The sequence below is a fragment of the Streptomyces sp. NPDC046831 genome, from assembly GCF_040645305.1.
In the GTDB taxonomy this organism is placed as follows: Bacteria; Actinomycetota; Actinomycetes; order Streptomycetales; family Streptomycetaceae; genus Streptomyces.
In genome coordinates, this window is the sequence record NZ_JBEYXZ010000013.1 from 12,095 (window position 1) to 33,185 (window position 21,091).

The window sequence follows — 21,091 nt, forward strand, 5'->3', positions numbered from 1 at the left end:
CCGCACCTACGAGAGGGGACTCCTTGGCAGGTGACGGCATGTCAGTCCGCGGTATCGGGCGGTGAGATGGGGAGAAGTCAGCCCTGTCCCCTTCGCGGCGAGTTGTCTTGCTCGTGCGGCGGGCCGTTGCTATGCCTTGGGCACTCGACCCAAGGGAGCACGCCGTGCATCTGAAGCGCCCTCTTGCCGTTCCTCCGCGTTCACGTGTCCGCGTGTTGCTCTGCGCTGTCGCGGCGACCGCCCTGACGGCGCTCACCGCCGCGACGAGTGCCCCCGACGCGGATGCCCGGACCGTGGCGGACCCGGCAGCCGTGGTCCGCGAGTGGAACGCCATCGCCACCGACACGATCAAGACCAGTCTCGGCCCACGCCCCTCCGGGCAGGCGGCGATCTGGCACGGGTTCGTATCCGTCGCCGTGTACAACGCCGTGGTGGGGATCGAGGGCGGCTACGCCCTGTACAAATGGCGCGAGCGCGGTCCGGCCGGGGCGTCCTCGGCGGCGGCCGCGGCCACCGCGGCCCACGACGTGCTGCTCACTTACTTCCCCGCCTCCAAGGAGCGGATCGACGCCTCCTACGCCGACTCGCTCGCCGCCCTTCCGTCCGGTCGTGCCAGGGACCGGGGCGTCGCCTACGGAAAGCGCGCTGCCGCCCGCGTCATCGAACTCCGGGAGGGGGACGGCAGGTTCGCGGACGTTCCGTTCACCCTTGCGCCGGCACCGGGGGTCTGGCGTCCCACCCCGCCCGCGTTCCAGCCCTTCATCGACACCTGGCTGGCCAGGCTCCGCCCCCTCCTGCTCGCCTCCCCTCGGCAGTTCCGCCCCGGCGGACCGCCCGCCCTCTCCTCGGCCGCCTACGCCAGGGATGTCCAGGAGCTGAAGGTCATGGGCGCGAGGACCGGCTCGGGCAGGAGCGCGCGGCAGACCGAGACCGCCCTCTTCTTCAGCGGCAACCTGGTCGAACAGGTGCAGACCGCCGTACGGGACCACGCCGCCCGGCACCGGCTGGGCATTGCCGGGACGGCCCGGCTGTTCGCCGCGGTGAACGCCTCGGCGACCGACGCCGTCGTCACGGCGTGGGACGCCAAGCTCCACTACGGTTCCTGGCGGCCGATCACCGCCATCCGCCTCGCCGACACCGACGGCAATCCCGCGACGACGGCGGACCCGGCCTGGGAGCCCCTGCTCCTCACCCCACCACATCCGGACCACGTCGCCGGCCACACGACCGTCACCGCTGCCGTGGTACGCGCCCTGACCGGTGTGCTCGGCACCTCGCGCATCGACCTGCGTGTCCCGTCCGAGGTCACCGGCACCACGCGGTTCTACGGGTCCGCCGCAGACCTCGACCGGGACGTCGTCGACGCCCGCGTGTGGGGCGGTGTCCACTCCCGCACGGCGGACGTGGCCGGTCACCGGGCCGGCGCCCAGGTGGCCGCCTGGGCGCTGGACCACTATTTCCAGCCGGTCCCGAAGCACGGCACCCAGCCGCTTCCGGCCCCGGGGAGGCACACCTCCTCGTGAAGGTGCTCCCGTCAGGGCACGGCTCGACGAGGCCGGCTGACGGCCGCCCCGTACGGACAGACGGCCGAAGCCACCGGGGGACGGCCGCGGGCGGCACCGGGGACTCGTGGGCGGACGGACACCCGGGCCCGGACCGGCCGCCGCGGTGCGCCGATGACGACGACGCTCCGGCCGCCGCAGGAGTGAGGCACGCCGTACGACCGTGACGCCTGTGCCAGGGGCTCCCGCGGTGCCGGTGAGGCGGATCAGGCCGCAGGAAAACCGGCGGCACCTCGCAGCCCGGGCGAGCGGCGTCCGGTGCGTGCGGCGGCACGGCGGAGCGGGGCGTGGACGCGGAGGAGGGCAGCGCCGACGACAACGCCGCGGACGGGCGCGCCGGCCCGCGCGTCTCCGGCAGGATCCGCCGGACAGCCCTCGGGGTCGCCGACGGACGGCCGGCACCGTGACCGCCCGGCTGAAACGCCGCACGCGGCGGTGCGGCAGCTCTCGACGCGGCGTCCGCGACGGGGCAGAGTTCTCCTACGTACTCGCGAGTACGATCCTGGCCTCGCGGCCTACTGACCTGCCCGTCCCCTTCCGAGGAGCGCCCGTGACCAGCTGGGTCGGCCGGAGTGCCGCCGAGATCGCCGCCGCCGTACGCGAGAAGCGGGCCGCACCACGCGAGGTGGTGGCCGAGCACCTCGACCGGATCGCGCGGCTCGACGGCCGGATCGGCGCCTTCCGGACCGTCCGCCCGGAGGCGGCCCTCGCCGAGGCCGACGAGGTGGCGGCCCGGCCGGACCTGGACGGACTGCCCCTTGCGGGGGTACCGGTGGCCGTCAAGGACAACCTGGCGGTCCGCGGCGAGTCCTCGCGGGTCGGTTCGGTCGCGACCCCGGACACGCCCGCCGCGGACGACCACGTCACCGTGGCGCGGCTGCGGGCGGCGGGCGCGGTGGTCGTCGGGCTGACCAACGTGCCCGAGCTGTGCGTCTTCGGCACCACCGAGGGCGTGCACGGCACCGCCCGCAACCCGTGGGACACCAGGCGCACGGCGGGCGGCTCGTCGGGCGGCAGCGCCGCGGCCGTCGCCGCCGGGATGGTGCCGCTCGCCCTCGGCAACGACGGCATGGGATCGCTGCGCATCCCGGCCGCCAACTGCGGCCTGGTGACCATCAAGCCGGGCCACGGCGTCGTACCGGCGGGCATCGGCGAGGGCGACTGGTTCGGCATGTCCGAGAACGGCCCGCTGGCCACGACGGTCGCGGACGTCCGGCTGATGCTCTCGGTCCTCGCGGACACCGAGCCGGCAGGCGAGGAGCCTGCCGTTCGGTCGATCGCCGTGTCCGTGCGCAGCCCCCTGGCCGGGGTCACGGTCGGCCGGCCCTACGCCGACGCCGCCCGGGAGGCGGCCCGGTCGCTGGCCCGGGCGGGCCACCGGGTGCGCCGCGCCGACCCGCCCTTCCCGGCGGACCTCGGCGTCACGGCCGTGCGGCACTGGACGGCGGGCACGGCGGTGGACGCCGCTCCCCTGGACCCGCGGCGGCTGACCCGGCGCACACGGGTCCACGCCGCCGTCGGCCGCCGGTTCCTGAGCGGGGTCCGCACCGGCACGGCGCGGGAGCGGCTGCGGCGGCGCCTGGAGCCGTTCTTCGCGGAGCACGAGGTGCTGCTGACCCCGGCGCTGGCCCGCCGCGCCCCGCAGGCCGGGCCCTGGCACGAGCGGGGCTGGCTGCGCAACCTCCTGGCGAACACGGCCTACTCCCCGATGACACCGCCGTGGAACCTGACCGGCTGGCCCGGGATGGCCGTCCCCTTCGGCACGCTGCCCTCGGGGGCGCCGTGCGCCGTCCAACTCGTGGGCCGCCCCGGCTCGGAGGCGACCCTGCTGCACCTGGCGGAACAGCTCGAGCGCCTCCACCCGTGGCAGCGCACGGCACCACTGGACGGGTGACGCCGGGATACGGGGACTTGGCCCGGGTCGTTCGGCCCCCGGCACACCTGACGTCCCGGGGAAAGCCGGATCAGCGGGCCGGTTCGGCCTGTTGGGAAGGCGTCCTCAGAGGCTCCGGTACATGACGTGCAGTCCGACCAGGCCGTGCCGGGGGTGCTCGTAGGCCGCGGGTACCGTGCCGAGGATGCGGAAGCCGAGCGAGGTCCACAGGCCGACGGCGGGGTTGGTCTCGACGACGGCGTTGAAGACCATGCCGCGGTAGCCGGCGGCCCTGGCCGCGGCCAGGACGTGCTCGGCGAGGGCGCGGCCCGTGCCGCGGCCGGCGTGGTCGGGGTCGACCATGAAGCCGGCGTTGGCGATGCGGGACGCGGGACCGCCGTAGTTGGGCGCGACGTACGCCGAGCCGACGACCGCTCCGCTGTCGTCCTCGGCGACGTAGACCTCCTTGGCGGGGCTCATCCAGAGGGCGCGCGCGTCCTCCTCGGAGGTGGCCGGGTCCCAGGTGTAGGTCTCGGCGGCGGCGACGATGCGGTGCCAGAAGGGCCAGATCCGGGGCCAGTCGCCGGCCGTGGCTTGCCTGATCAGCATGGGCGTGAGTGTCGCACGACCCATGCGACCGGCGATCGCGGCGTCCCGCCCGTCAGTCCACGCTGGGCAGGATGTGCGGTTCGGCCAGGTCGTCCTCGTATCCGGCCAGGCGGATGGGGGCGGACCGGGCCCACACGTCCAGGCTGCCGAGCTCTCCGGGCCGGCGGCCCGCCCGCTCCGCGCGGTCCTTGGGGCGCTGTTCGCGATTGGTCTTTTCCGGTGTCACCGCGCACTCCTTATGTGTCGGTCACCCTCGGGGCGGGAGGGCCAGTTCACTGTCCGGCCCATGACGCCCGCTCGGGTCTTGGTCAAGGCAGGTCGGACGCGGTGGCGCCGGCAACTCGGGTCCGAGCAGGCCGCTGTGTACCGGCTTGCCCCGGGACGGGCCACGGGTGTGGATGGAACCCTTTTGGTGCTGCCCGTCTACTCCAGATTAACCAAATGAGCACCCCGGCGCTCGATGGGGCTGCAAACAATGGGTAACTATCCGAAGTCAACCGTGTTCATTGGACCCCTTACGGGCTGTTCCGGGCCGTTCCGTCCCGTGACAAGTTGTCCGGGATTCACTCGTCCGGGCTATGTGAGGGCGGTTGTCGCGCGGAACACCGCGAAGGGCGGGCCGTTAGCGTGCCGTTGGCCGCGCCGCAAGCTCGCCATGTTCTGCTGACCCACCACAACGCCTGTCCCGCGGGAGGACTGACGCATGGAGCTGCGCGGCGTCGAGGAGCTGATGGACCTGCTGTACGCCTGCCGGGGCGCCGCCCTGACGCCGGACCGCGGGGACCGGGGCGCCGACCTGCACGACCACGCCCTGCGGACCGCGGCGCTGCTGCGCCGGCGCCGCCCCGCCGACAAGGAGCTCCAGGTCGCGGGACTGGTGCACGGTCTCGGACGGCTGCTGCGGCCGGGCGCGGGGATCGAGCGGGGCGCGGACCGGGCCGCCGCCGCGGTGCGCGCCCTGCTCGGCGACCGCGTGGCCCGGCTCGTGCGCGCGTACCCGGCGAACGGGAACGACGGCCCGGCGGACGACGACGTGCAGAGCCTGCGCCAGGCGAGCGAGGAGGCCCGGACGGCCGGGCTCGACGCGGGGGTCCTGGAGGACTGGCGGACGGTCCTGGAGCTGGTGGCGGCCGGCAGCGCCCGGCTGGGCGCGGTCGACTGACCCTCCGCCGCGGGGGCCGTGCGGCCGGCCGGGCCCTGCCCGCGTCCGGCGGCGGGGCGGCCCGCCGCCCGACGTCCGCCGCGCCCGGGGGACGGGGCCACGCAGCCGGCCGGGCCCTGTCCGCGTCCCGCGGCGGGCCGGCCCGCCGCCCGGACTCACCACTTGCCCGGCGCGTAGTCCTTCAGGAAGACGCCGTACAGGTCCTCGCCCGCCTCGCCTCGCACGATCGGGTCGTAGACGCGGGCCGCGCCGTCGATCAGGTCGAGCGGGGCGTGGAAGCCGGCCTCGGCGAGGCGGACCTTGTCCGGGTGCGGGCGCTCGTCCGTGATCCAGCCGGTGTCGACGGCCGTCATGAGGATGCGGTCCTTGTCGAACATCTCCTGCGCGCTGGTGCGCGTGAGCATGTTCAGCGCGGCCTTGGCCATGTTGGTGTGCGGGTGCCCGGCGCCCTTGTAGCCGCGGTCGAAGACGCCCTCCATGGCGGAGACGTTGACGATGTACGTGCGGCGGGCCGGCGAGGCCGCCATGGCCGGGCGCAGCCGGCTGATGAGGATGAACGGCGCCGTCGAGTTGCACAGCTGGACCTCCAGCAGTTCGACGGGCGTGACCTCCTCCACCGTCTGGATCCAGCTGTTGGTGTCGTGCAGGTCCGGGACCAGGCCGCCCGCGTCGATCGCCGTGCCGGCCGCGATGCGCTCCAGGGACGCGGAGCCGGAGACCAGCGCGAGGTCGGTGACGTCCTGCGCGGTCAGCGCGCCGCCTCCCGCGACCGGCAGCGCCGCCACGGCGCCGGAGCCGAAGGTGCCGATCACCTCGGCGGCCGGCAGCTCACCGGCGGGCAGCGGGGCCGACTCGGCGGCGACCAGTTCGCTGTAGGCCTGCGGGGAACGCCGTACGGTCTGGGCGGCGTTGTTGATCAGGATGTCCAGCGGGCCCTCGGCGGCCACCGAGTCGGCGAGCGCGACCACCTGGGCCGGGTCCCGCAGGTCGATGCCGACGATCTTCAGCCGGTGGATCCACTCGTCGCTGTCCGGCTGGGCCTTGAAGCGGCGGATCGCGTCGTTGGGGAAGCGGGTGGTCACCGTGGTGTGCGCACCGTCGCGCAGCAGCCGCAGCGCGATGTACATGCCGATCTTGGCGCGGCCGCCGGTGAGCAGGGCGCGCTTGCCCGTCAGGTCGGCGCGGGCGTCGCGCCGGGCGCGGTTCTCGTCGGCGCAGGCCGGGCACAGCTGGTGGTAGAAGTAGTCGACCTCGACGTAGCGCTGCTTGCAGATGTAGCAGGAGCGCGGGCGCTGGAGTATGCCCGCGATCCGGCCCTCGCGCGTCGTCGACGAGGGCAGGATGCCCTCCGTCTCGTCGTCGATGCGCTGGGCGGAGCCGGTGGCCGTGGCCTCCGTGACCGTCCGGTCGTGCGCGGTCTTGGCGGCCCGGCGCTCCTGGCGGCGGCGCTGCTTGACCGTCCGGTAGATGTGCGAGGTGGCCCGGCGCACCTTGACCGCGTCGGGGTGGTCGACGTCGAGCCGGTCGAGCTCCTCCAGCACGCTGAGGCACACGGCGAGGCGTTCGGGATCGATGCCCGGCCCGTACGCCGTCTCGTCGCCCGGCGCGGGCGTCACCACGTCCGCCGTGGTCGCCGGGCCGTCCTCTGTCACCGTCATCGCGCTGCCGTTCCTGATCACCCGCGCAGCGCTCCGACTCGCGCCCGCTTTCGAACCGGGGATTGTACGGAGCGCCGGCCCGCACCGCCAAACCCGATCGCGGTGACCCGGGGCCGGCCGGGCGGGCGCGGCCCACCCGGGAGGCCGGGCGCGGCCGCGCCGGTCACCGGCCGCGACGCCGCCGAGCGGCACGGGGAGCCGGCGTTCAGGGGCCGCAGACGGTGATCAGGGTCTCCACCTCCTCGGCCACGGCGCCGGCGAGCCGGTGGAGGTCCGGCACGGCCTTGGCGTCGGCGACCAGGCCGTAGTGGACGGCCCCGCGGTACGTCGAGACGGCGACGGCCAGGGACTGGCCGGGGGCGAGCGGCGCGAAGGGGTAGACGGCCGTGAGCGGGTGGCCGCCGAGCCGCAGGCCGAGGCCGGGCAGCGGCACGCTGGTGACCAGGATGTCGAACCAGAGCCGGGCCGCCTGGCCGACCAGCGGTCCGCCGAGCCGGTGGCCGAGCGCGGGCACGTGGTCGGCGAGCAGCGCGACGGCGCCCGCGCCCCGGTCGGGGCCGGCGTCCTTGTTGCGGTCCATGGCCGTGCGGACGGCGTCGAGGCGGCGCAGCGGGTCGGGGTCGCCGACGGGCAGCTCCATCAGGTAGCCGGACAGGCGGTTGCCCTGCGGGTGGGCGGTGCGCGGGCGGCGCCGGGAGACGGGGATGAGGGCGCGGGGCGCGACGCCCTCGCTGCCGTCGCCGCGCTCGTCGAGCCAGCGGCGCAGGGCCCCCGCGACGACCGCGATCAGCACGTCGTTGACGGTGCCGCCGACGGCCTTGCGCACCAGGTGCACGTCGTCGATGTCGACGACCACCCCGGCGGTGCGGCGGGTGCCGGTCGGCTCCGCGGTCAGGGCGGGCGTGGAGCGCGTGCCGAAGGTGGAGCGGGCGACGGAGGCGCCGATGTCGAGGGCGCGGGCCACGTCGGACAGCGCGCCGCGCAGCAGCCCGGGCAGCAGTCCGGGCAGCCTGCGCACGTCGGACAGCAGGCCGCGCGGGGGCTCGGCGGGGCGGGGGCGCGGCGTGGGCCAGTCCATCGGGTCGAGGATCGCCGCGGCGAGGGTCAGCGCGCGCAGGCCGTCGGCCAGGGCGTGGTGGAACTTGAAGAGCACGGCGAAGGACACCCCGTCCTCGCCGGGCAGCACGTGCGCCTCCCACGGCGGCCGGTTGCGCTGCAGCGGCCGCTGCATGAGCCGGCCGGCCACGGCCTGGAAGTCGCCGGTCGGGGCGTGCAGCCGGACGTGGTGCAGGGGGTCGAAGCCCGGGTCGGGCTCGCGCGCCGCGCCGCCGAAGGACAGCGGCTGCCTGAGCCCGCGCGTCAGCGGCTGCCGCAGGTCGAGCGGTCGCCAGACGTCGCGGATGCGCATGCGCAGGCCGGGGACGGCGGCCGCGCGGGCGGCGAGCAGATCGGCCGCGTGGGCGCCGGCGGTCGGCGAGTGGGCCGAGAACACCCCGAGCGCGCCGAGGTGCATCGGGTGGTCGGCGGACTCGATGTTCCAGAACGCCAGGTCGAGGGGAGCCAGCAGGTCGGAAGTCAATGTCCTTGCCTCGCGTCGACGGTGGGTGAGCCAGCAGTCAACCGCTCTTGTCCGATTACGGTCAAGCACGGAGACGATACGCTCGGTTAACAGCAGACTACGTCCCGCCCCGCGGGAAAGAACAGGGCGGATGGGGCAGATGGTGCCATTTTCCCCGGCGGAGGGGGCTCCTCGCCGCCGTGGCGCGCCATGCCGGACGCGCGTCCGGCATCACCGCGGCGGCGTCGGCGGGACGGCCGGGCAGGCGGGTCTCATCGGAGTGCCGGGGGCGCGGCCTGCGCGGACGTCCCCCACGCCGACGGGCGCGGGCCGACGGTGTGGGCGAGCGTGTCCGGGGAGCGCCGCGCGGCCGGTGGTCGGATACGTCCGGTCGAGCGTCACCCCGTCGGTGCGGGCCGTCCGGATGGAGCGGGCGCCGTCCGAGGTGCCCGGGGCGGTGACGGTCAGGCCGCCGCGCGGGAAGGGGCGGCGGTCCACAGGCCGACGCACTCCTCGTGCAGTCCGTCCCCGTGACCTCGCCCGTGGTGGGCAGCGCCGGCAGGTCGCCCCCGAGACGGCAGCCGACGCCGGCCGGCCGTCACGCGGTTCGGCGGCCCGTGCGGTTGACGGGGGCGGTGGTCAGCGCGGACGCTGCCACCGCCCCCGCCACGCACAGGCGCGGGCGCCGGTTCCCTCTCACGCAGGGGACCTCCGGAGCCTGACGTCGGTTCTGCGTGATCAGGCCTGAGGGTCAGTCAGCCGGGCAGCCCGCGGGTGTTGCCCGCGACGCGTCGCGGATCAGCGCCCGGTGAGCCTCGCTCAGCCGGGCCGCGTCCGGCTTGAGCACCGTGCGGTCGTAGGTCAGCAGGCCGTTGAGCTCGCCCTCGACGTCGCTGATCTGGGTGTAGACCGCGCCGTTGCTGCCCCGGCACACCAGCGCCCGCACCTCGTCCAGCTTCGCCAGGTAGTCGTCGGTGTACGTCGCCGGGTCGACGTCGACGTACGACTGCTGCACCGGCCAGGCGTGGCCGGGCACCGCGAGGCCGAGGCCGCCGTACTCGCCGCTGACCAGGGCGCGCCGCCCGTCCGGGTGGGGCGGCAGGGCCGGACTGGGATAGCCGTGCTCGTCCATGATGTCGCCGGCGCCGCCGTCGGCCCCGAGGTTCAGGCCGGACTGGTTGTTGACGAGGCGGGTCGGGTCCCAGGCCGCCGCCTGCTCGGCGACACGGCCCACGTCGTACTGGCCCCAGCCCTCGTTGAAGGTCACCCACATGACGACCGACGGGCTGCTGACGTGCTCGTCGATCATCTCCTTCATCTCCCGCTCGTACTCGGCGCGGGCGGCGGCGGACGGGTTCACCCCGGCGGTCGTCGCCGGCATGTCCTGCCACACCATCAGACCGAGCCGGTCGGCCCAGTAGAACCAGCGGTCCGGCTCGACCTTGATGTGCTTGCGCACGGCGTTGAAGCCGAGTTGCTTGTGGACCCGCAGGTCGTAGGCCAGGGCCTCGTCCGTCGGCGCCGTGTAGAGGCCGTCGGGCCAGAAGCCCTGGTCGAGGGTGGCCATCATGAAGACCGGCTCGCCGTTCAGCACGGTGCGCGGCACGCCGTTCACCTGTTCGACGGCGATGGAGCGCATGCCGAAGTAGCTGCCCACCTCGTCGGCTCCGACGCGCACCTTCAGGCCGTACAGGAACGGGTCGTCGGGCGACCACGGGTGCGGGTCGTCGAGCACCAGGGTGAGCGGGCCGCCGGTGCGTCCGCGCGCGGTGGCGACCGGGCGCCGGCCGTCGTACGCCGTCGCCGTGACGGGTACGCCGTCCCGGACGCCCCGGGCCTCCACGGTGAGCCGGCCGTGCGCCACGTCCGGCACGAGCTTGAGCGAGTCGACGTGATCGGGTGCGACGGGCTCCATCCAGACGGTCTGCCAGATACCGGAGCTGGGCGTGTACCAGATGCCGCTCGGATCCAGGCGCTGCTTGCCCAGCGGCGGGTTCTCGCCGCCGGCCGCGTCGGTCGGGTCGTACACGCCGACGATGAGTTCCTGGGTGCGGCCGGGCTTCAGCGCGTCGGTGACGTCGGCGCTGAACTTGTCGTAGCCGCCCTGGTGCCGGGCGACCTCGACGCCGTTGACGTACACCACAGCCTGCCAGTCGACGGCGCCGAAGTTGAGCCGCAGCCGCTTGCCCGCGCCGATGTGCCAGCCGGCGGGGACGGTGAAGGTGCGGCGGTACCACATGCGGTCCTCGTGGCGTTCGATGCCGGAGAGCTGCGACTCCACCGGATAGGGCACGAGGATGCGCTCGGGCAGCGTCCGGCCCACGGGCGGCCGCTCGCCCGCCCGGGCGGCGGCGAACTCCCAGCGTCCGTCGAGGTTGCGCCAGGCGGTGCGGGTGAGCTGCGGGCGCGGGTACTCGGGCAGGGCGTTGTCCGGGCCGACCTCTCCGGCCCAGCGGGTGCGCAGTTCGTGGGTGGACCGGTTGGGCCCGCTGCTGACGAAGTCGCCGACGGCCTTTCCGTCGGCCGCGCTCAGGCCGCCCTTCCCGTCGTAGCGGACGTCCGCCGTGCCGCGGGCGGTGCCGGTCCTGTTGCCGACGACGGGTTCCTTCAGGGCGACGAGCAGGGCGTGCGGGTCGGCCGGGTCGAGACGGGCCGCGCCCAGCGGCCAGGCGGCGCCGCCGATCACCGCCTGGAGGTGGCCGTCGAGGCCGGCGGGCGGCGGCGCGAGCCGCTGCGCGAAGCCGAGCCTCAGGGTGCGGCCGTCGCCGAGGACGGCTGTCGTGGTCGCGCCGTCGTAGCCGAAGCCCTCGGGCAGCCGGAAGGCCGACTGGGGGACGGGCTCCGTGCTCCCGCCGGGCGGGGTCCAGCGGACGTGCAGGTGGGAACCGCCGTAGTGCTCGAAGTACTCGACCTTGATGTCGTAGGCCCGGCCGGCGGTCAGCTCGACGGGCGCGGACGTCTGCTCGCGGTCCCAGTCGTCGACCCAGTGGTCGATGACGGTGCGGCCGTCGACCAGCAGGCGGAAGCCGTTGTCGCCGGTGATCGAGAAGGTGTGGGGGCCGGTCTCCTCCGGGACGAGCCGCCCGGTCCAGCGGACGCTCACGTCGTCCGACTGCCCGGTGGTGAACGAAAGACGCGGCTCCAGGTTGTCGAAGTCGAGGTCCGGGTCGACAGCGGTGGCCTTGCGGGTGTGGAAGTCGAAGGCGCCGGGGGCGGACTGGGTGTAGTACTCGCCCTTCAGGCCGTGGACCTCGGCCGGATCGCCGGCGGCCGCCGAGGCGGGCGGCGACGCGGTGAGTCCGGCGAGGCCGAGGGCCCCGGCGAGCAGCAGCACGAGTCGGTTTCTGAGGCGCTGAGTGCGCACACATCCTCCTGGACGGAAGGAACGGGCGGCTCTTGCTCGTGCCCTGGCAGCCGGGACCGGGTCCCGGCAACGTTGTCATGGGCAGCAGTGGGCATGACAACACGGATTCCGCTCACCGTCCAGAGCCATGACAGGACAGCCGGTGATCGGGCAGCCGGCGCCGGAACGGGCGCGTTCTCGGGCGCCTTCCTCACCGCGACCGGGCCGCGCGACCGCGGACGGCGCGCCCCGCCCGGCATCGCTTCCGCGCCATGTGGCCCGCGGCGACGTCATGGCCGCGAGCGAGGACGTGCGCCAGTCGGCGGGACGGTGACGGGACGGCGGGACGCCGCCGCCTCCGCCGCGCGGCCGCTGGGCCCCGCGGATCCGCCCCTTCGCCGTACCGCCCGGGCCTCACTCGGCCCGCCGTCGGTGGGCCGAGCGCCACGGCGCGGGGAACCGGACCGGAGGGGCCGGGACGGGACGGCCGGGGCCGGCCGGGCCGTGCCCGCCTGCGGGTGCGCGGCCTGGCCTGAACATGGCGGCACCGGGGACGCGCGGGCCCTGCTCGGCGAGCAGCGGTGGCGGGTCGAGCTGCTCCGGCGTCCCGGTCAGCGGCTCCTCGCGCCCCGGATTCGGGTACGCCGGGCACACGCCGCTGCCGAACAGCGCGGCGTGCACCCGGAGCCGGGGCCGGCGACGCCGGCGAGGACCTGGCCGGCGGACCCGGCGCGGTCGCCTTCACCGGCGGCCGGGCGGGCACGGCGGCGGAGAGGTGCGGAGGGCAGATCGGCGGGGGGCCGGGCTACGGCACCCGCTGTCCCTTCCCCAGCGCGATCACCCCGCCCTTGGAGACGGTGTACAGCTCCGCGTCGCGCTCCGGGTTGACCCCGATCGTCGCACCGGGCGGAACCTCGACGTTCTTGTCCAGGACGGCCCCGCGGACGATCGCGCCCCGGCCGATGTGCACGTTGTCGTGCAGCACCGAGCCCTGCACCACCGCTCCGGGGTCGACGACCACGCCCGGCGAGAGCACGGACCGCGTCACCTGGCCCCGGATCAGGCAGCCGGCGCTGATGATCGACTCGCCGGCGATGCCACCGGCGTTGAAGCGGGCCGGCGAGAGCTGCGCGGAGTGGGTGTAGATGGGCCAGTCACGGTTGTACAGGTTGAAGGCGGGCCGCTCGGCGACCAGGTCCATGTGGGCGTCGTAGTAGGCGTCGAGCGTGCCGACGTCGCGCCAGTAGCCCTGGTCCCGCGAGGTCTCGCCGGGCACGTGGTTGGCGCTGAAGTCGTACAGCTGCGCCTCGCCGCGGTCGGTGAGCTGGGGCAGGATCGAGCCGCCCATGTCGTGGACGGAGTGCGGGTCCTCGGCGTCCCGGTGCAGCGCCTCGACGAGCGCCTTGGTGGTGAAGATGTAGTTGCCCATGGAGGCGAAGACGCACTCCGGGTCGTCGGCGAGCCCCGGCGGGTCGGCCGGCTTCTCCAGGAACCGCTCGACCGTCTGCCCGTCGGACGCCGGGGTGATCACCCCGAAGGACGACGACTCGGCGCGCGGCACCCGGATACCGGCGACCGTGACGCCCGCGCCGCCCTCGATGTGCTGCTGGAGCATCTGCCGCGGGTCCATGCGGTACACGTGGTCGGCGCCGAACACGGCCACGTACTCGGGCTGTTCGTCGTAGATCAGGTTGAGCGACTGCAGAATCGCGTCGGCGCTGCCGAGGTACCAGCGGGGTCCGAGCCGCTGCTGCGCCGGCACCGGCGTGACGTAGTTGCCCAGCAGGCTGGACATGCGCCAGGTGGTGGTGATGTGCCGGTCCAGGGAGTGCGACTTGTACTGGGTCAGCACGCAGATGCGCAGGATGTCGCCGTTGACGAGGTTGGACAGCACGAAGTCGACGAGCCGGTAGGTGCCGCCGAAGGTGACCGCCGGTTTGGCGCGGTCCGCGGTCAGGGGCATCAGACGCTTGCCCTCTCCGCCCGCGAGGACGATCCCGAGGACCGAAGGTCCACCACGACGCATGGCCGCTCCCCTCACCCTGTTTGAACCAACTAGTGCCCCTGGGCCGGGAGGACTAAGCCTTTCCGACGATCTCCTCGTACAGCCGTGCCGTGCGCCGGGCCACCGCGTCCCAGCCGAACTCCTCGACCGCGCGCCGCCGCCCGGCCTCGCCCATCCGGCGGGCGGCCTCCGGGTCCCCGAGCACCCGGTCGAGCGCCTGGGCCAGTCCCCTCTCGAACGCCTCGTCACCGCCGTCCAGCGGCACGAGCACCCCGGTACGGCCGTCCTCGACCACCTCCGGGATGCCGCCGACCCGGGAGGCGACCACGGGGGTGCCGCAGGCCATCGCCTCGAGGTTGACGATGCCGAGCGGCTCGTACACCGAGGGGCACACGAAGACGGCGGCGTGGGTGAGCAGCTGGATCACGTCCGGGCGGGGCAGCATCTGCGGGATCCAGTGGACGCCCTCGCGCACCCGGCTCAGCTCGTCGTACAGCTCGCGGAACTCCCGGTCGATCTCCGGCGTGTCGGGGGCGCCGGCGCACAGCACGACCTGCGCCGAGGGGTCGATGCCGCGCACCGCGCGCAGCAGGTGCGGCACGCCCTTCTGGCGGGTGATGCGGCCGACGAAGAGCACGTAGGGACGGTCGGGGTCCACGCCGGCGCGGGTGAGGGCGTCGGTGCCGTGGTCGGGGCGGTACAGGGAGGTGTCGATGCCGTTGTGGACGACGTGCACGCGGTCCGGGTCCAGGGCGGGGTAACAGCCGAGGATGTCCTCGCGCATCGCGCCGGAGACGGCGATCACGGCGTCGGCGGCCTCGATCGCGGTGCGCTCGGCCCAGCTGGACAGGGCGTAGCCGCCGCCGAGCTGCTCGGCCTTCCAGGGGCGCAGCGGCTCCAGGGAGTGGGCGGTCATCACGTGCGGGACGCCGTACAGCAGCTTGCCGAGGTGGCCGGCGAGGTTGGCGTACCAGGTGTGGGAGTGGAGCAGCTCGCGGCCCTGGAGCGCGGCGGTGACGGACAGGTCCACGGAGAAGGTGCGCAGCGCGTCGTTGGCGCTGTCCAGGGCGGGCCAGGGGCGGTGGCGCACCACGCCGGCCGCCCGCTCCGCCGCCGTCGGCTCGCCCCAGCAGTGCACCTCCAGGTCGACGAGCGCTCTGAGCTCGCGCGCCAGGAACTCGACGTGGACACCCGCCCCGCCGTACACGTCCGGCGGGTACTCACGGGTCAGCAGTCCCACTCGCACCGCAACGCCCCCTGTCCGACCGGCCGGGTCACTTCACGGTCCTCATGATCGCCCAGATGCGGCGTGCGGGGAAGAGCGCGGGGCCCGTGGGAAACAGCAGTCACCGCAGACCCCGCCCCCGGGGACCCGGTAGTAGAGGCAGCAGCTGCGGCGCCGGAACCCACCCCGGGTGAGTGTGCCGGCCGAGGCGAGGCGGGGGTCGGCGAGGAGCCGGGCGGACAGGTCGCGGGCGTGTGCGCCCGCCCGCGCGTCGCCGCTGCCGCGCGCCCACCGCTCCAGCAGGCGTGCGGCGGCCGCCAGCGCGGAGGCCGCGTTGCCCCACAGCAGGGCGGGCGCGATCCGGTGGCGGGCGCGGACGGCCGCCGTCAGCGGCTCGAGGTGACCGTCGAGGACGACCCGTGCGAGCGTCCCGGCGTCGGCGGGCAGCGGGCGCACCTCGGCGAGCCACAGGTCGTCCGGGGCGCTGCCGTCGGGGTCCCAGCCGAGCAGGCCGGCGTCGAGGTCGGGGACCCGGCCGTACAGCGCGGCGCAGCCCAGCGCGGCCGACCACAGCCGCGCCGCCAGCCCCTGGTGCGCCACGGAGGCGGCGACGCGCGGTTCGGCGGCGCGGAGGGCTCCGGCCACCTTGCGCACGCGAAAGGTCAGGGGGTCGTCGTGGACGTCCGGGTCCTCCCCGGTCCGGGCGCCGGCACGGTCCGGCGGGGGGCCGTAGGCGCGGGCGAGCGTGGGCAGCGGACCGGGGGCGCGGCCGGTGCGCAGGACGAAGAAACCGCCGAGGGGCGCCAGCGCCGCGAGATCAGGGTCGAGGTCCACGACGGGCAGTAGTACCAGAACCCGTCCGCGGGGCACGCGGCGCCGGTCGCCCGGGGGCGCCGCGGAGGACCTTGCGGTGCCGGTCGCCCCGGGGCGCCGCGGAGGGCCTTGCGGTGCCGGCCGGCGAGGCGTGCGCCCGGCCGCCGCGGGAGTGCTGCGGAGGACGTCGTGCGTCCTGTGCCCGCCGCGGGACACCGGTGTTCCCCAGGGTCGGCGGCCCCTGTCCCCCATCTGAGGGAGGACGCCACCGGGGCCGTACTCCATCGGCAGTATGACCCATTGGGTGCTCAGGGACGACGACGGGAAGAGCCCGGCACGGCAGGGTGTTGCCCATGGAAGCCGAGCGTTCGTCGCGCAGGGGTCACCGCCCCCGCCCCACGCAGAGGAGCCGCGCATGAGCGCCCTCGCGTTGTCCGTGCTGCTGTCGCTCGTCTCCGCCGTCGCCTACGCCGGCGGAGCGATCGTGCAGGAGCAGGTGGCGGTGTCCTCCCCCGGCGAACGGTACGCGCCGCTGCGCCGTCCCGGCTGGTGGGCGGCGGTCGCGCTGAACGGCCTCGGCGGTCTGCTGCACGTGGTGGCCCTGGCCTGCGGTCCCCTGAGTCTGGTGCAGCCCCTGGGCGCCCTGACCATCGTCTGTGCGCTGCCCATGGCGGCCTTGTTCGTCGGCCGCCGGGCGGGGGCGACGGCGTGGCGGGGCGCGGTCATGGCGACGGTGGGGCTCGCGGGCCTGCTGTCCGTGGTGGGCGCCTCCGGCGCCCAGTCGCTGACCGGGGCCCAGCGCGTGTCCGTGGCGGCGGTCACCGCCGGTGCGGTGGTGGCCCTGACGGTCGCGGGCCGCGCCGCCCACCGGCATCCGGCGGTGCGCAGCATGCTCCTCGCCACCGCGGCAGGCATCGCGTTCGGCATGTCCTCGGTGTTCACCAAGACCGTCGCGGTCGACGTCACCGGCGGCCTGACGGTGGCCGAGCTGCCCTCCCTGGCGGTGATAGGCGTGCTCGCCACGGCGGGCATGCTGCTGTCGCAGGCCGCCTACCGCGGCGGCGGCCTCGCGGCGCCCCTGGCCACGCTGACCGTGGTCAACCCGGTGGCGGCCGCCGCGGTCGGCATCACGATGTTCGGGGAGACCTTCCGCCACGGCACCACGGGCACCGTGCTGGCCCTCGGCTGCGGTGCGGTGGCGGCGGGCGGGCTGATCCTGCTCACCACCGAACGCCTCAGCCGGACGGAGGCGGACGCGGCTGCCGACGCGGTTGAGCCCCCGGTCCCGGTCGAGCCCACGGGCGTGCTGGATCACCCGTGCGTGGCGGAGCCCGCGGCCGGCCCGGCTCAACCATGCGTGGCGGAGCCCGCGGCCGGGCTGGGTCCAGCATTCGTGGCACAGCCCGCGGCCGGGCTGGAGCCAGTATCCGTGGCGGAGCCCGCCGACGTGCCGGATCCACCCTTCGGGGCGGAACCCGCCGACGTGCTGCAGCCAGCATCCGTGGCGGAGATCGCGGGCGTGCTGGACCCGCTGTCCATGGCCGAGATCGCGGACGTGCTGGAGTCCGCGCACGTGAGGGGGCCCGTGGCGGCGGCGCATCCGGCGCGGCCCGCCGAGCCGGTGCCCGCGCGGAAGCCGTCGGCCGTCCTTCCCGCCCCCTCCGGCGAGCGGCCCGGGACCCCCATCCCGGCGGTCTTCCTGCCGGCACCGCCGCGGGAGCCCCAGCCGGTGGCGGGGGCCCTTACGCTCGGCCCCTTCCACGGCGGTCCGTACGTCCCGGTGCCCGTCCCCGGCGAAGGGCACTGCGCCCGCGCCCGGGTCCGCGCCCGGGTCACATCGTGACGCCCCCGGCCCGGAGGTAGGCGACCGGGTCGATGTCCGTACCGAATCCGGGCCCCGTGCGCACCTCGAAGTGCAGGTGCGGGCCGGTGACGTTCCCGGTGGCGCCCGAGCGGCCGATGCGCTGCCCGCCGGTCACCGTCTGGCCGTCGCGCACGGCGATCGCGGACAGGTGCCCGTACTGGCTGTAGCGGCCGTCGGTGTGCCGTATGACGACCTGGTAGCCGTAGGCGCCGCCCCAGCCGGCGGCGACCACGTGGCCGCCGGCGATCGCCCGCACCGAGGTGCCGGTGGCCACGGCGAAGTCCACGCCGGTGTGGTAGCCCTTCGACCAGTGCGACCCCGACGCGTGGTACGACGTGCCGAGCGGGCCGCTCACAGGGGCGACGCGCGCGTGCGAGGCGGAGTGGGAGTGGGACCGGCTCGTCTTCGACGGGGTGGTGTGTCTCTCCGTCTTCGGCGCGGTGTGCTTCCCGCTCTTCTTCGGCGGGGCGGCCCGCCGCTCCGTCTTGGGCGGGTGCGCGGAGGGCGCCTTGCTCTCCTGGTGCGCCGCGCGCGGCGCACCCGGCACGGCCGAGGTCTCGTGCAGGGCGAGCCGCTGCCCCGGCACGATCAGGTCCGGGTCCCCGCCGATCACCCGGCGATTCGTCTCGTACAGCCGCCGCCAGCCGCCGTCGACGTCCCGCTCATCGGCGATGCCGGAGAGGGTGTCGCCGCGGACCACCGTGTACATCTGCGCGGTCCCGGCCCGGGACTGGGGCGTGTTCTGCGGCTGCACGTCCCGGACGGACGTCCGCGGGGCCCTGGTGCGATCGGCGTGGTCGGCGTGCCGGGCGTCCGTCGCGCTTCTCGCGCTGCGGGCCGTCCCGCCGTCCGGGTGGGTGCCGGTGTCCACGCCGGGGGTGAGCCCGGCGCGTGCCGAGCACACCGGCCAGGCGCCGGGGCCTTGCCCGTCGAGCACCCTCTCGGCCACGGCGATCTGCTGGTCCCTGGTGGCCAGGTCGGCGCGCGGGGCGTACCTGGTGCCGCCGTACGCCTCCCAGGTGGACCGGGTGAACTGGAGCCCGCCGTAGTAGCCGTTGCCGGTGTTGATGCCCCAGTTGCCGCTCGACTCGCAGGCCGCCACCTTGTTCCAGGTGGCCGCGTCGGCCGCCTGGGCTGCGCCGGCGCCGATGAGCGGGAGTGCCATGCCCGCGCCGCTCGCCGTCACGGTGAGCGAGGCGCGGTTGATCCTGTTGGGCTGGTACCGGCGGTGCCGGCCGCGTGCGGCCATGTCTGAAGCCCCCTCGGCGTGCGTCAGGAGCGGCAAAAGTAAACGCGTCGAACAGGCCACCACAAGACGGGTTTTCGCCGCCTGGCCGCCCCAAGTGGCCGGTATGGGGCTTCCCTTGACCGGATCGGTGGCGCCCGCGCTGAGCTGTGCACCGCCTTCCGCGCGTATTGGAGTCCACGGGGTGGCGGAGTGCGGTCGCCGTCGCGGCACGTCAGGATGGTCGAAGGCGGTCCTGGCGGGCACGACCGGCACCCCGGCAGGACGCAGGCGATGGACCGGATCTTCAAGGGAGCAGGCGGTATGAGCACTACAGCCCAGATCGGCGTCACGGGACTCGCGGTCATGGGCCGCAACCTCGCCCGCAACTTCGCGCGCAACGGCTACACGGTCGCCGTGCACAACCGGACGGCGTCGCGGACGCACGCCCTGGTGGAGGGGTTCGGGCACGAGGGCGACTTCGTCGCGGCCGAGACCGCCAAGGAGTTCGTGGCGGCGCTGGAGCGGCCGCGCCGCCTGGTCGTCATGGTCAAGGCCGGCGACCCGACCGACGCGGTGATCCAGGAGTTCGCCCCGCTCCTCGAGGCCGGGGACATGATCATCGACGGTGGCAACGCGCACTTCGCGGACACCCGGCGCCGGGAGCGCGAGCTGCGCGAGCAGGGCATCCACTTCGTCGGCACGGGCATCTCGGGCGGCGAGGAGGGGGCGCTGCACGGGCCGAGCATCATGCCGGGCGGCTCGGCGGAGTCGTACGAGTCGCTGGGCCCCATGCTGGAGAAGATCGCCGCGAAGGCGGCGGACGGTGCGCCGTGCGTCACGCACGTCGGCCCGGACGGCGCGGGGCACTTCGTGAAGATGGTGCACAACGGCATCGAGTACGCCGACATGCAGCTGATCGGTGAGGCGTACCAGTTGCTGCGCGACGTCGCCGGGTACTCCCCCGCGCAGATCGCCGAGATCTTCCGCACCTGGAACACCGGCCGGCTGGACTCCTACCTGATCGAGATCACGGCCGAGGTGCTGTCCCACGTGGACGCGGAGACGGGCAGGCCGTTCGTGGACGTGGTGGTGGACCAGGCCGAGCAGAAGGGCACCGGCCGCTGGACGGTGCAGATCGCGCTCGACCTCGGCGTGCCGGTGTCCGGGATCGCCGAGGCGGTCTTCGCCCGTTCCCTGTCCGGGCACGCCGCGCTGCGGGCGGCCTCACGGTACCTGGCCGGCCCGAAGGCCGCACCGCTCGGCGAGGCGGAGGCCTCCGCGTTCGCCGACCGGGTCGAGCAGGCGCTGTACGCCTCGAAGATCGTCTCCTACACACAGGGCTTCCACGAGATCGCCGCGGGCAGCGAGGAGTACGGCTGGGACATCGACCTCGGCGCCGTCTCCGCGATCTGGCGGGGCGGCTGCATCATCCGCGCGGCCTTCCTGGACCGCATCCGCGCCGCGTACGACGCCCGGCCGGACCTGCCGAGCCTGCTGTCCGACGAGACGTTCGCCCGGGAGATCGCCGCGGCGCAGGACGACTGGCGCGAGGTGCTGGTCGCCGCGACCCGCCAGGGCGTGCCGACGCCCGGCTTCGCCGCGGCCCTCGCGTACTACGACGCCCTGCGCGCCGAGCGCCTGCCGGCCGCCCTCACCCAGGGGCAGCGTGACTTCTTCGGCGCGCACACCTACCGCCGTGTCGACCGCGACGGCTCCTTCCACACGCTGTGGGGCGGCGACCGGTCCGAGGTGCCGGCGTGAGCCGTGGCCGCGGGCGGTGACGCGCCGCCCTTAGGCCGATCGACCTCTGCGCGCCGGTACGCCGGTACGCGAAGACGGTGGGCGCCCCATGAGGGCGCCCACCGTCTCCTTGTATGAGGTGAGGTGTGCCGGAGGGCCGCTGTGCCCGGGGGCGGCAGCCGAGGGCGGGCGGCCTGAAGGTCCGCCGGTGAGCCGGGGGCGGCCGGTGTGCCCGTCCGCCCGTGAACCGGGGGCCGCCGGCCTGCCCGTCCACCCGTGAACCGGGGGCCGCCGGCCTGCCCGTCCACCCGTAAACCAGGGGCGGACGGCCTGCCCGTCCACCCGTGAACCAGGCGCGGACGGCCGGCCCGTCCCACGTGCGCTGCCGCACGGCTCGGTCCCGGTGCCGGCTCAGGACAGCGGCGGTCCCGGCTCAGGGTTCGGCACCGGC

The 21,091-nt window shown here is 74.9% G+C and carries 14 protein-coding genes and 1 pseudogene; 5 read left to right on the forward strand and 10 right to left on the reverse strand.

What is annotated here, in order from left to right; all coding sequences use genetic code 11:
• Nucleotides 1-212 precede the first annotated feature (212 nt).
• Together ABZ920_RS13925 and ABZ920_RS13930 are read left to right on the forward strand one after the other, a co-directional pair.
• Nucleotides 213-1,523 (forward strand): vanadium-dependent haloperoxidase, encoded by a 1,311-nt coding sequence (locus ABZ920_RS13925; protein WP_361503169.1) that lies wholly within the window; start codon nucleotides 213-215, stop codon nucleotides 1,521-1,523.
• Between the two features lie 589 nt (nucleotides 1,524-2,112).
• Nucleotides 2,113-3,456: an amidase family protein gene (locus tag ABZ920_RS13930; RefSeq protein ID WP_361503172.1), complete on the forward strand. Its 1,344-nt coding sequence runs from the start codon at nucleotides 2,113-2,115 to the stop codon at nucleotides 3,454-3,456.
• 105 nt (nucleotides 3,457-3,561) lie between these two features.
• On the opposite strand, the gene ABZ920_RS13935 is transcribed toward ABZ920_RS13930, so the two are convergent.
• Nucleotides 3,562-4,044 carry a GNAT family N-acetyltransferase gene (locus ABZ920_RS13935; protein WP_361503174.1) on the reverse strand — a complete coding sequence of 161 codons (483 nt, stop codon included), beginning with the start codon at nucleotides 4,042-4,044 and terminating at the stop codon, nucleotides 3,562-3,564.
• Between the two features lie 52 nt (nucleotides 4,045-4,096).
• Complete coding sequence (locus ABZ920_RS13940) at nucleotides 4,097-4,270, reverse strand: hypothetical protein (protein ID WP_361503177.1); 174 nt, start codon at nucleotides 4,268-4,270, stop codon at nucleotides 4,097-4,099.
• A gap of 477 nt (nucleotides 4,271-4,747) precedes the next feature.
• Between ABZ920_RS13940 and ABZ920_RS13945 the strand changes: the two genes are divergently transcribed.
• Nucleotides 4,748-5,206, forward strand: a complete 459-nt coding sequence (locus tag ABZ920_RS13945) for a hypothetical protein (RefSeq protein ID WP_361503180.1) — start codon at nucleotides 4,748-4,750, stop codon at nucleotides 5,204-5,206.
• Nucleotides 5,207-5,361: 155 nt separating this feature from the next.
• On the opposite strand, the gene ABZ920_RS13950 is transcribed toward ABZ920_RS13945, so the two are convergent.
• From ABZ920_RS13950 to ABZ920_RS13980, 7 genes and pseudogenes are all read right to left on the reverse strand, one after another.
• Nucleotides 5,362-6,864 carry an SDR family NAD(P)-dependent oxidoreductase gene (locus ABZ920_RS13950; protein ID WP_361503183.1) on the reverse strand — a complete coding sequence of 501 codons (1,503 nt, stop codon included), beginning with the start codon at nucleotides 6,862-6,864 and terminating at the stop codon, nucleotides 5,362-5,364.
• 205 nt (nucleotides 6,865-7,069) lie between these two features.
• A complete protein-coding gene (locus tag ABZ920_RS13955) occupies nucleotides 7,070-8,443 on the reverse strand; it encodes a wax ester/triacylglycerol synthase family O-acyltransferase (RefSeq protein ID WP_361503186.1) in 1,374 nt (457 codons plus the stop codon).
• Nucleotides 8,444-8,694: 251 nt separating this feature from the next.
• Nucleotides 8,695-8,920: pseudogene (locus ABZ920_RS13960) on the reverse strand (hypothetical protein); the annotation flags it as partial.
• 253 nt (nucleotides 8,921-9,173) lie between these two features.
• Nucleotides 9,174-11,786: a PA14 domain-containing protein gene (locus ABZ920_RS13965; protein WP_361503189.1), complete on the reverse strand. Its 2,613-nt coding sequence runs from the start codon at nucleotides 11,784-11,786 to the stop codon at nucleotides 9,174-9,176.
• Between the two features lie 784 nt (nucleotides 11,787-12,570).
• Entirely contained in the window at nucleotides 12,571-13,791 is a 1,221-nt protein-coding gene (gene glgC / locus ABZ920_RS13970) for a glucose-1-phosphate adenylyltransferase (protein WP_361503192.1), read from the reverse strand.
• A 52-nt stretch (nucleotides 13,792-13,843) separates the two neighbouring features.
• Nucleotides 13,844-15,016 carry a glycogen synthase gene (glgA, locus tag ABZ920_RS13975; RefSeq protein WP_361503194.1) on the reverse strand — a complete coding sequence of 391 codons (1,173 nt, stop codon included), beginning with the start codon at nucleotides 15,014-15,016 and terminating at the stop codon, nucleotides 13,844-13,846.
• 42 nt (nucleotides 15,017-15,058) lie between these two features.
• Nucleotides 15,059-15,829: a (2Fe-2S)-binding protein gene (locus ABZ920_RS13980; protein WP_361503197.1), complete on the reverse strand. Its 771-nt coding sequence runs from the start codon at nucleotides 15,827-15,829 to the stop codon at nucleotides 15,059-15,061.
• 394 nt (nucleotides 15,830-16,223) lie between these two features.
• On the opposite strand from ABZ920_RS13980, the gene ABZ920_RS13985 reads away from it, so the two are divergent.
• Nucleotides 16,224-17,651 (forward strand): DMT family transporter, encoded by a 1,428-nt coding sequence (locus ABZ920_RS13985; protein WP_361503200.1) that lies wholly within the window; start codon nucleotides 16,224-16,226, stop codon nucleotides 17,649-17,651.
• Here ABZ920_RS13985 and ABZ920_RS13990 read toward each other — a convergent pair.
• Entirely contained in the window at nucleotides 17,641-18,921 is a 1,281-nt protein-coding gene (locus ABZ920_RS13990; protein ID WP_361503203.1) for a transglycosylase family protein, read from the reverse strand. The two genes, ABZ920_RS13985 and ABZ920_RS13990, sit on opposite strands and share 11 nt — an antisense overlap.
• A gap of 300 nt (nucleotides 18,922-19,221) precedes the next feature.
• On the opposite strand from ABZ920_RS13990, the gene gndA reads away from it, so the two are divergent.
• On the forward strand, nucleotides 19,222-20,661 hold the full coding sequence (gene gndA / locus ABZ920_RS13995) for an NADP-dependent phosphogluconate dehydrogenase (protein WP_361503206.1): 1,440 nt from the start codon (nucleotides 19,222-19,224) through the stop codon (nucleotides 20,659-20,661).
• Nucleotides 20,662-21,091 lie beyond the last annotated feature (430 nt).

Bases quoted from the DNA above. Each gene is read 5' to 3' on its own strand.
- ABZ920_RS13935 (WP_361503174.1), bottom strand. From the start codon at position 4,044: ATGCTGATCAGGCAAGCCACGGCCGGCGACTGGCCCCGGATCTGGCCC.
- ABZ920_RS13945 (WP_361503180.1), top strand. From the start codon at position 4,748: ATGGAGCTGCGCGGCGTCGAGGAGCTGATGGACCTGCTGTACGCCTGC.
- ABZ920_RS13950 (WP_361503183.1), bottom strand. From the start codon at position 6,864: ATGACGGTGACAGAGGACGGCCCGGCGACCACGGCGGACGTGGTGACG.
- glgC (WP_361503192.1), bottom strand. From the start codon at position 13,791: ATGCGTCGTGGTGGACCTTCGGTCCTCGGGATCGTCCTCGCGGGCGGA.
- ABZ920_RS13985 (WP_361503200.1), top strand. From the start codon at position 16,224: ATGAGCGCCCTCGCGTTGTCCGTGCTGCTGTCGCTCGTCTCCGCCGTC.
- ABZ920_RS13990 (WP_361503203.1), bottom strand. From the start codon at position 18,921: ATGGCCGCACGCGGCCGGCACCGCCGGTACCAGCCCAACAGGATCAAC.
- gndA (WP_361503206.1), top strand. From the start codon at position 19,222: ATGAGCACTACAGCCCAGATCGGCGTCACGGGACTCGCGGTCATGGGC.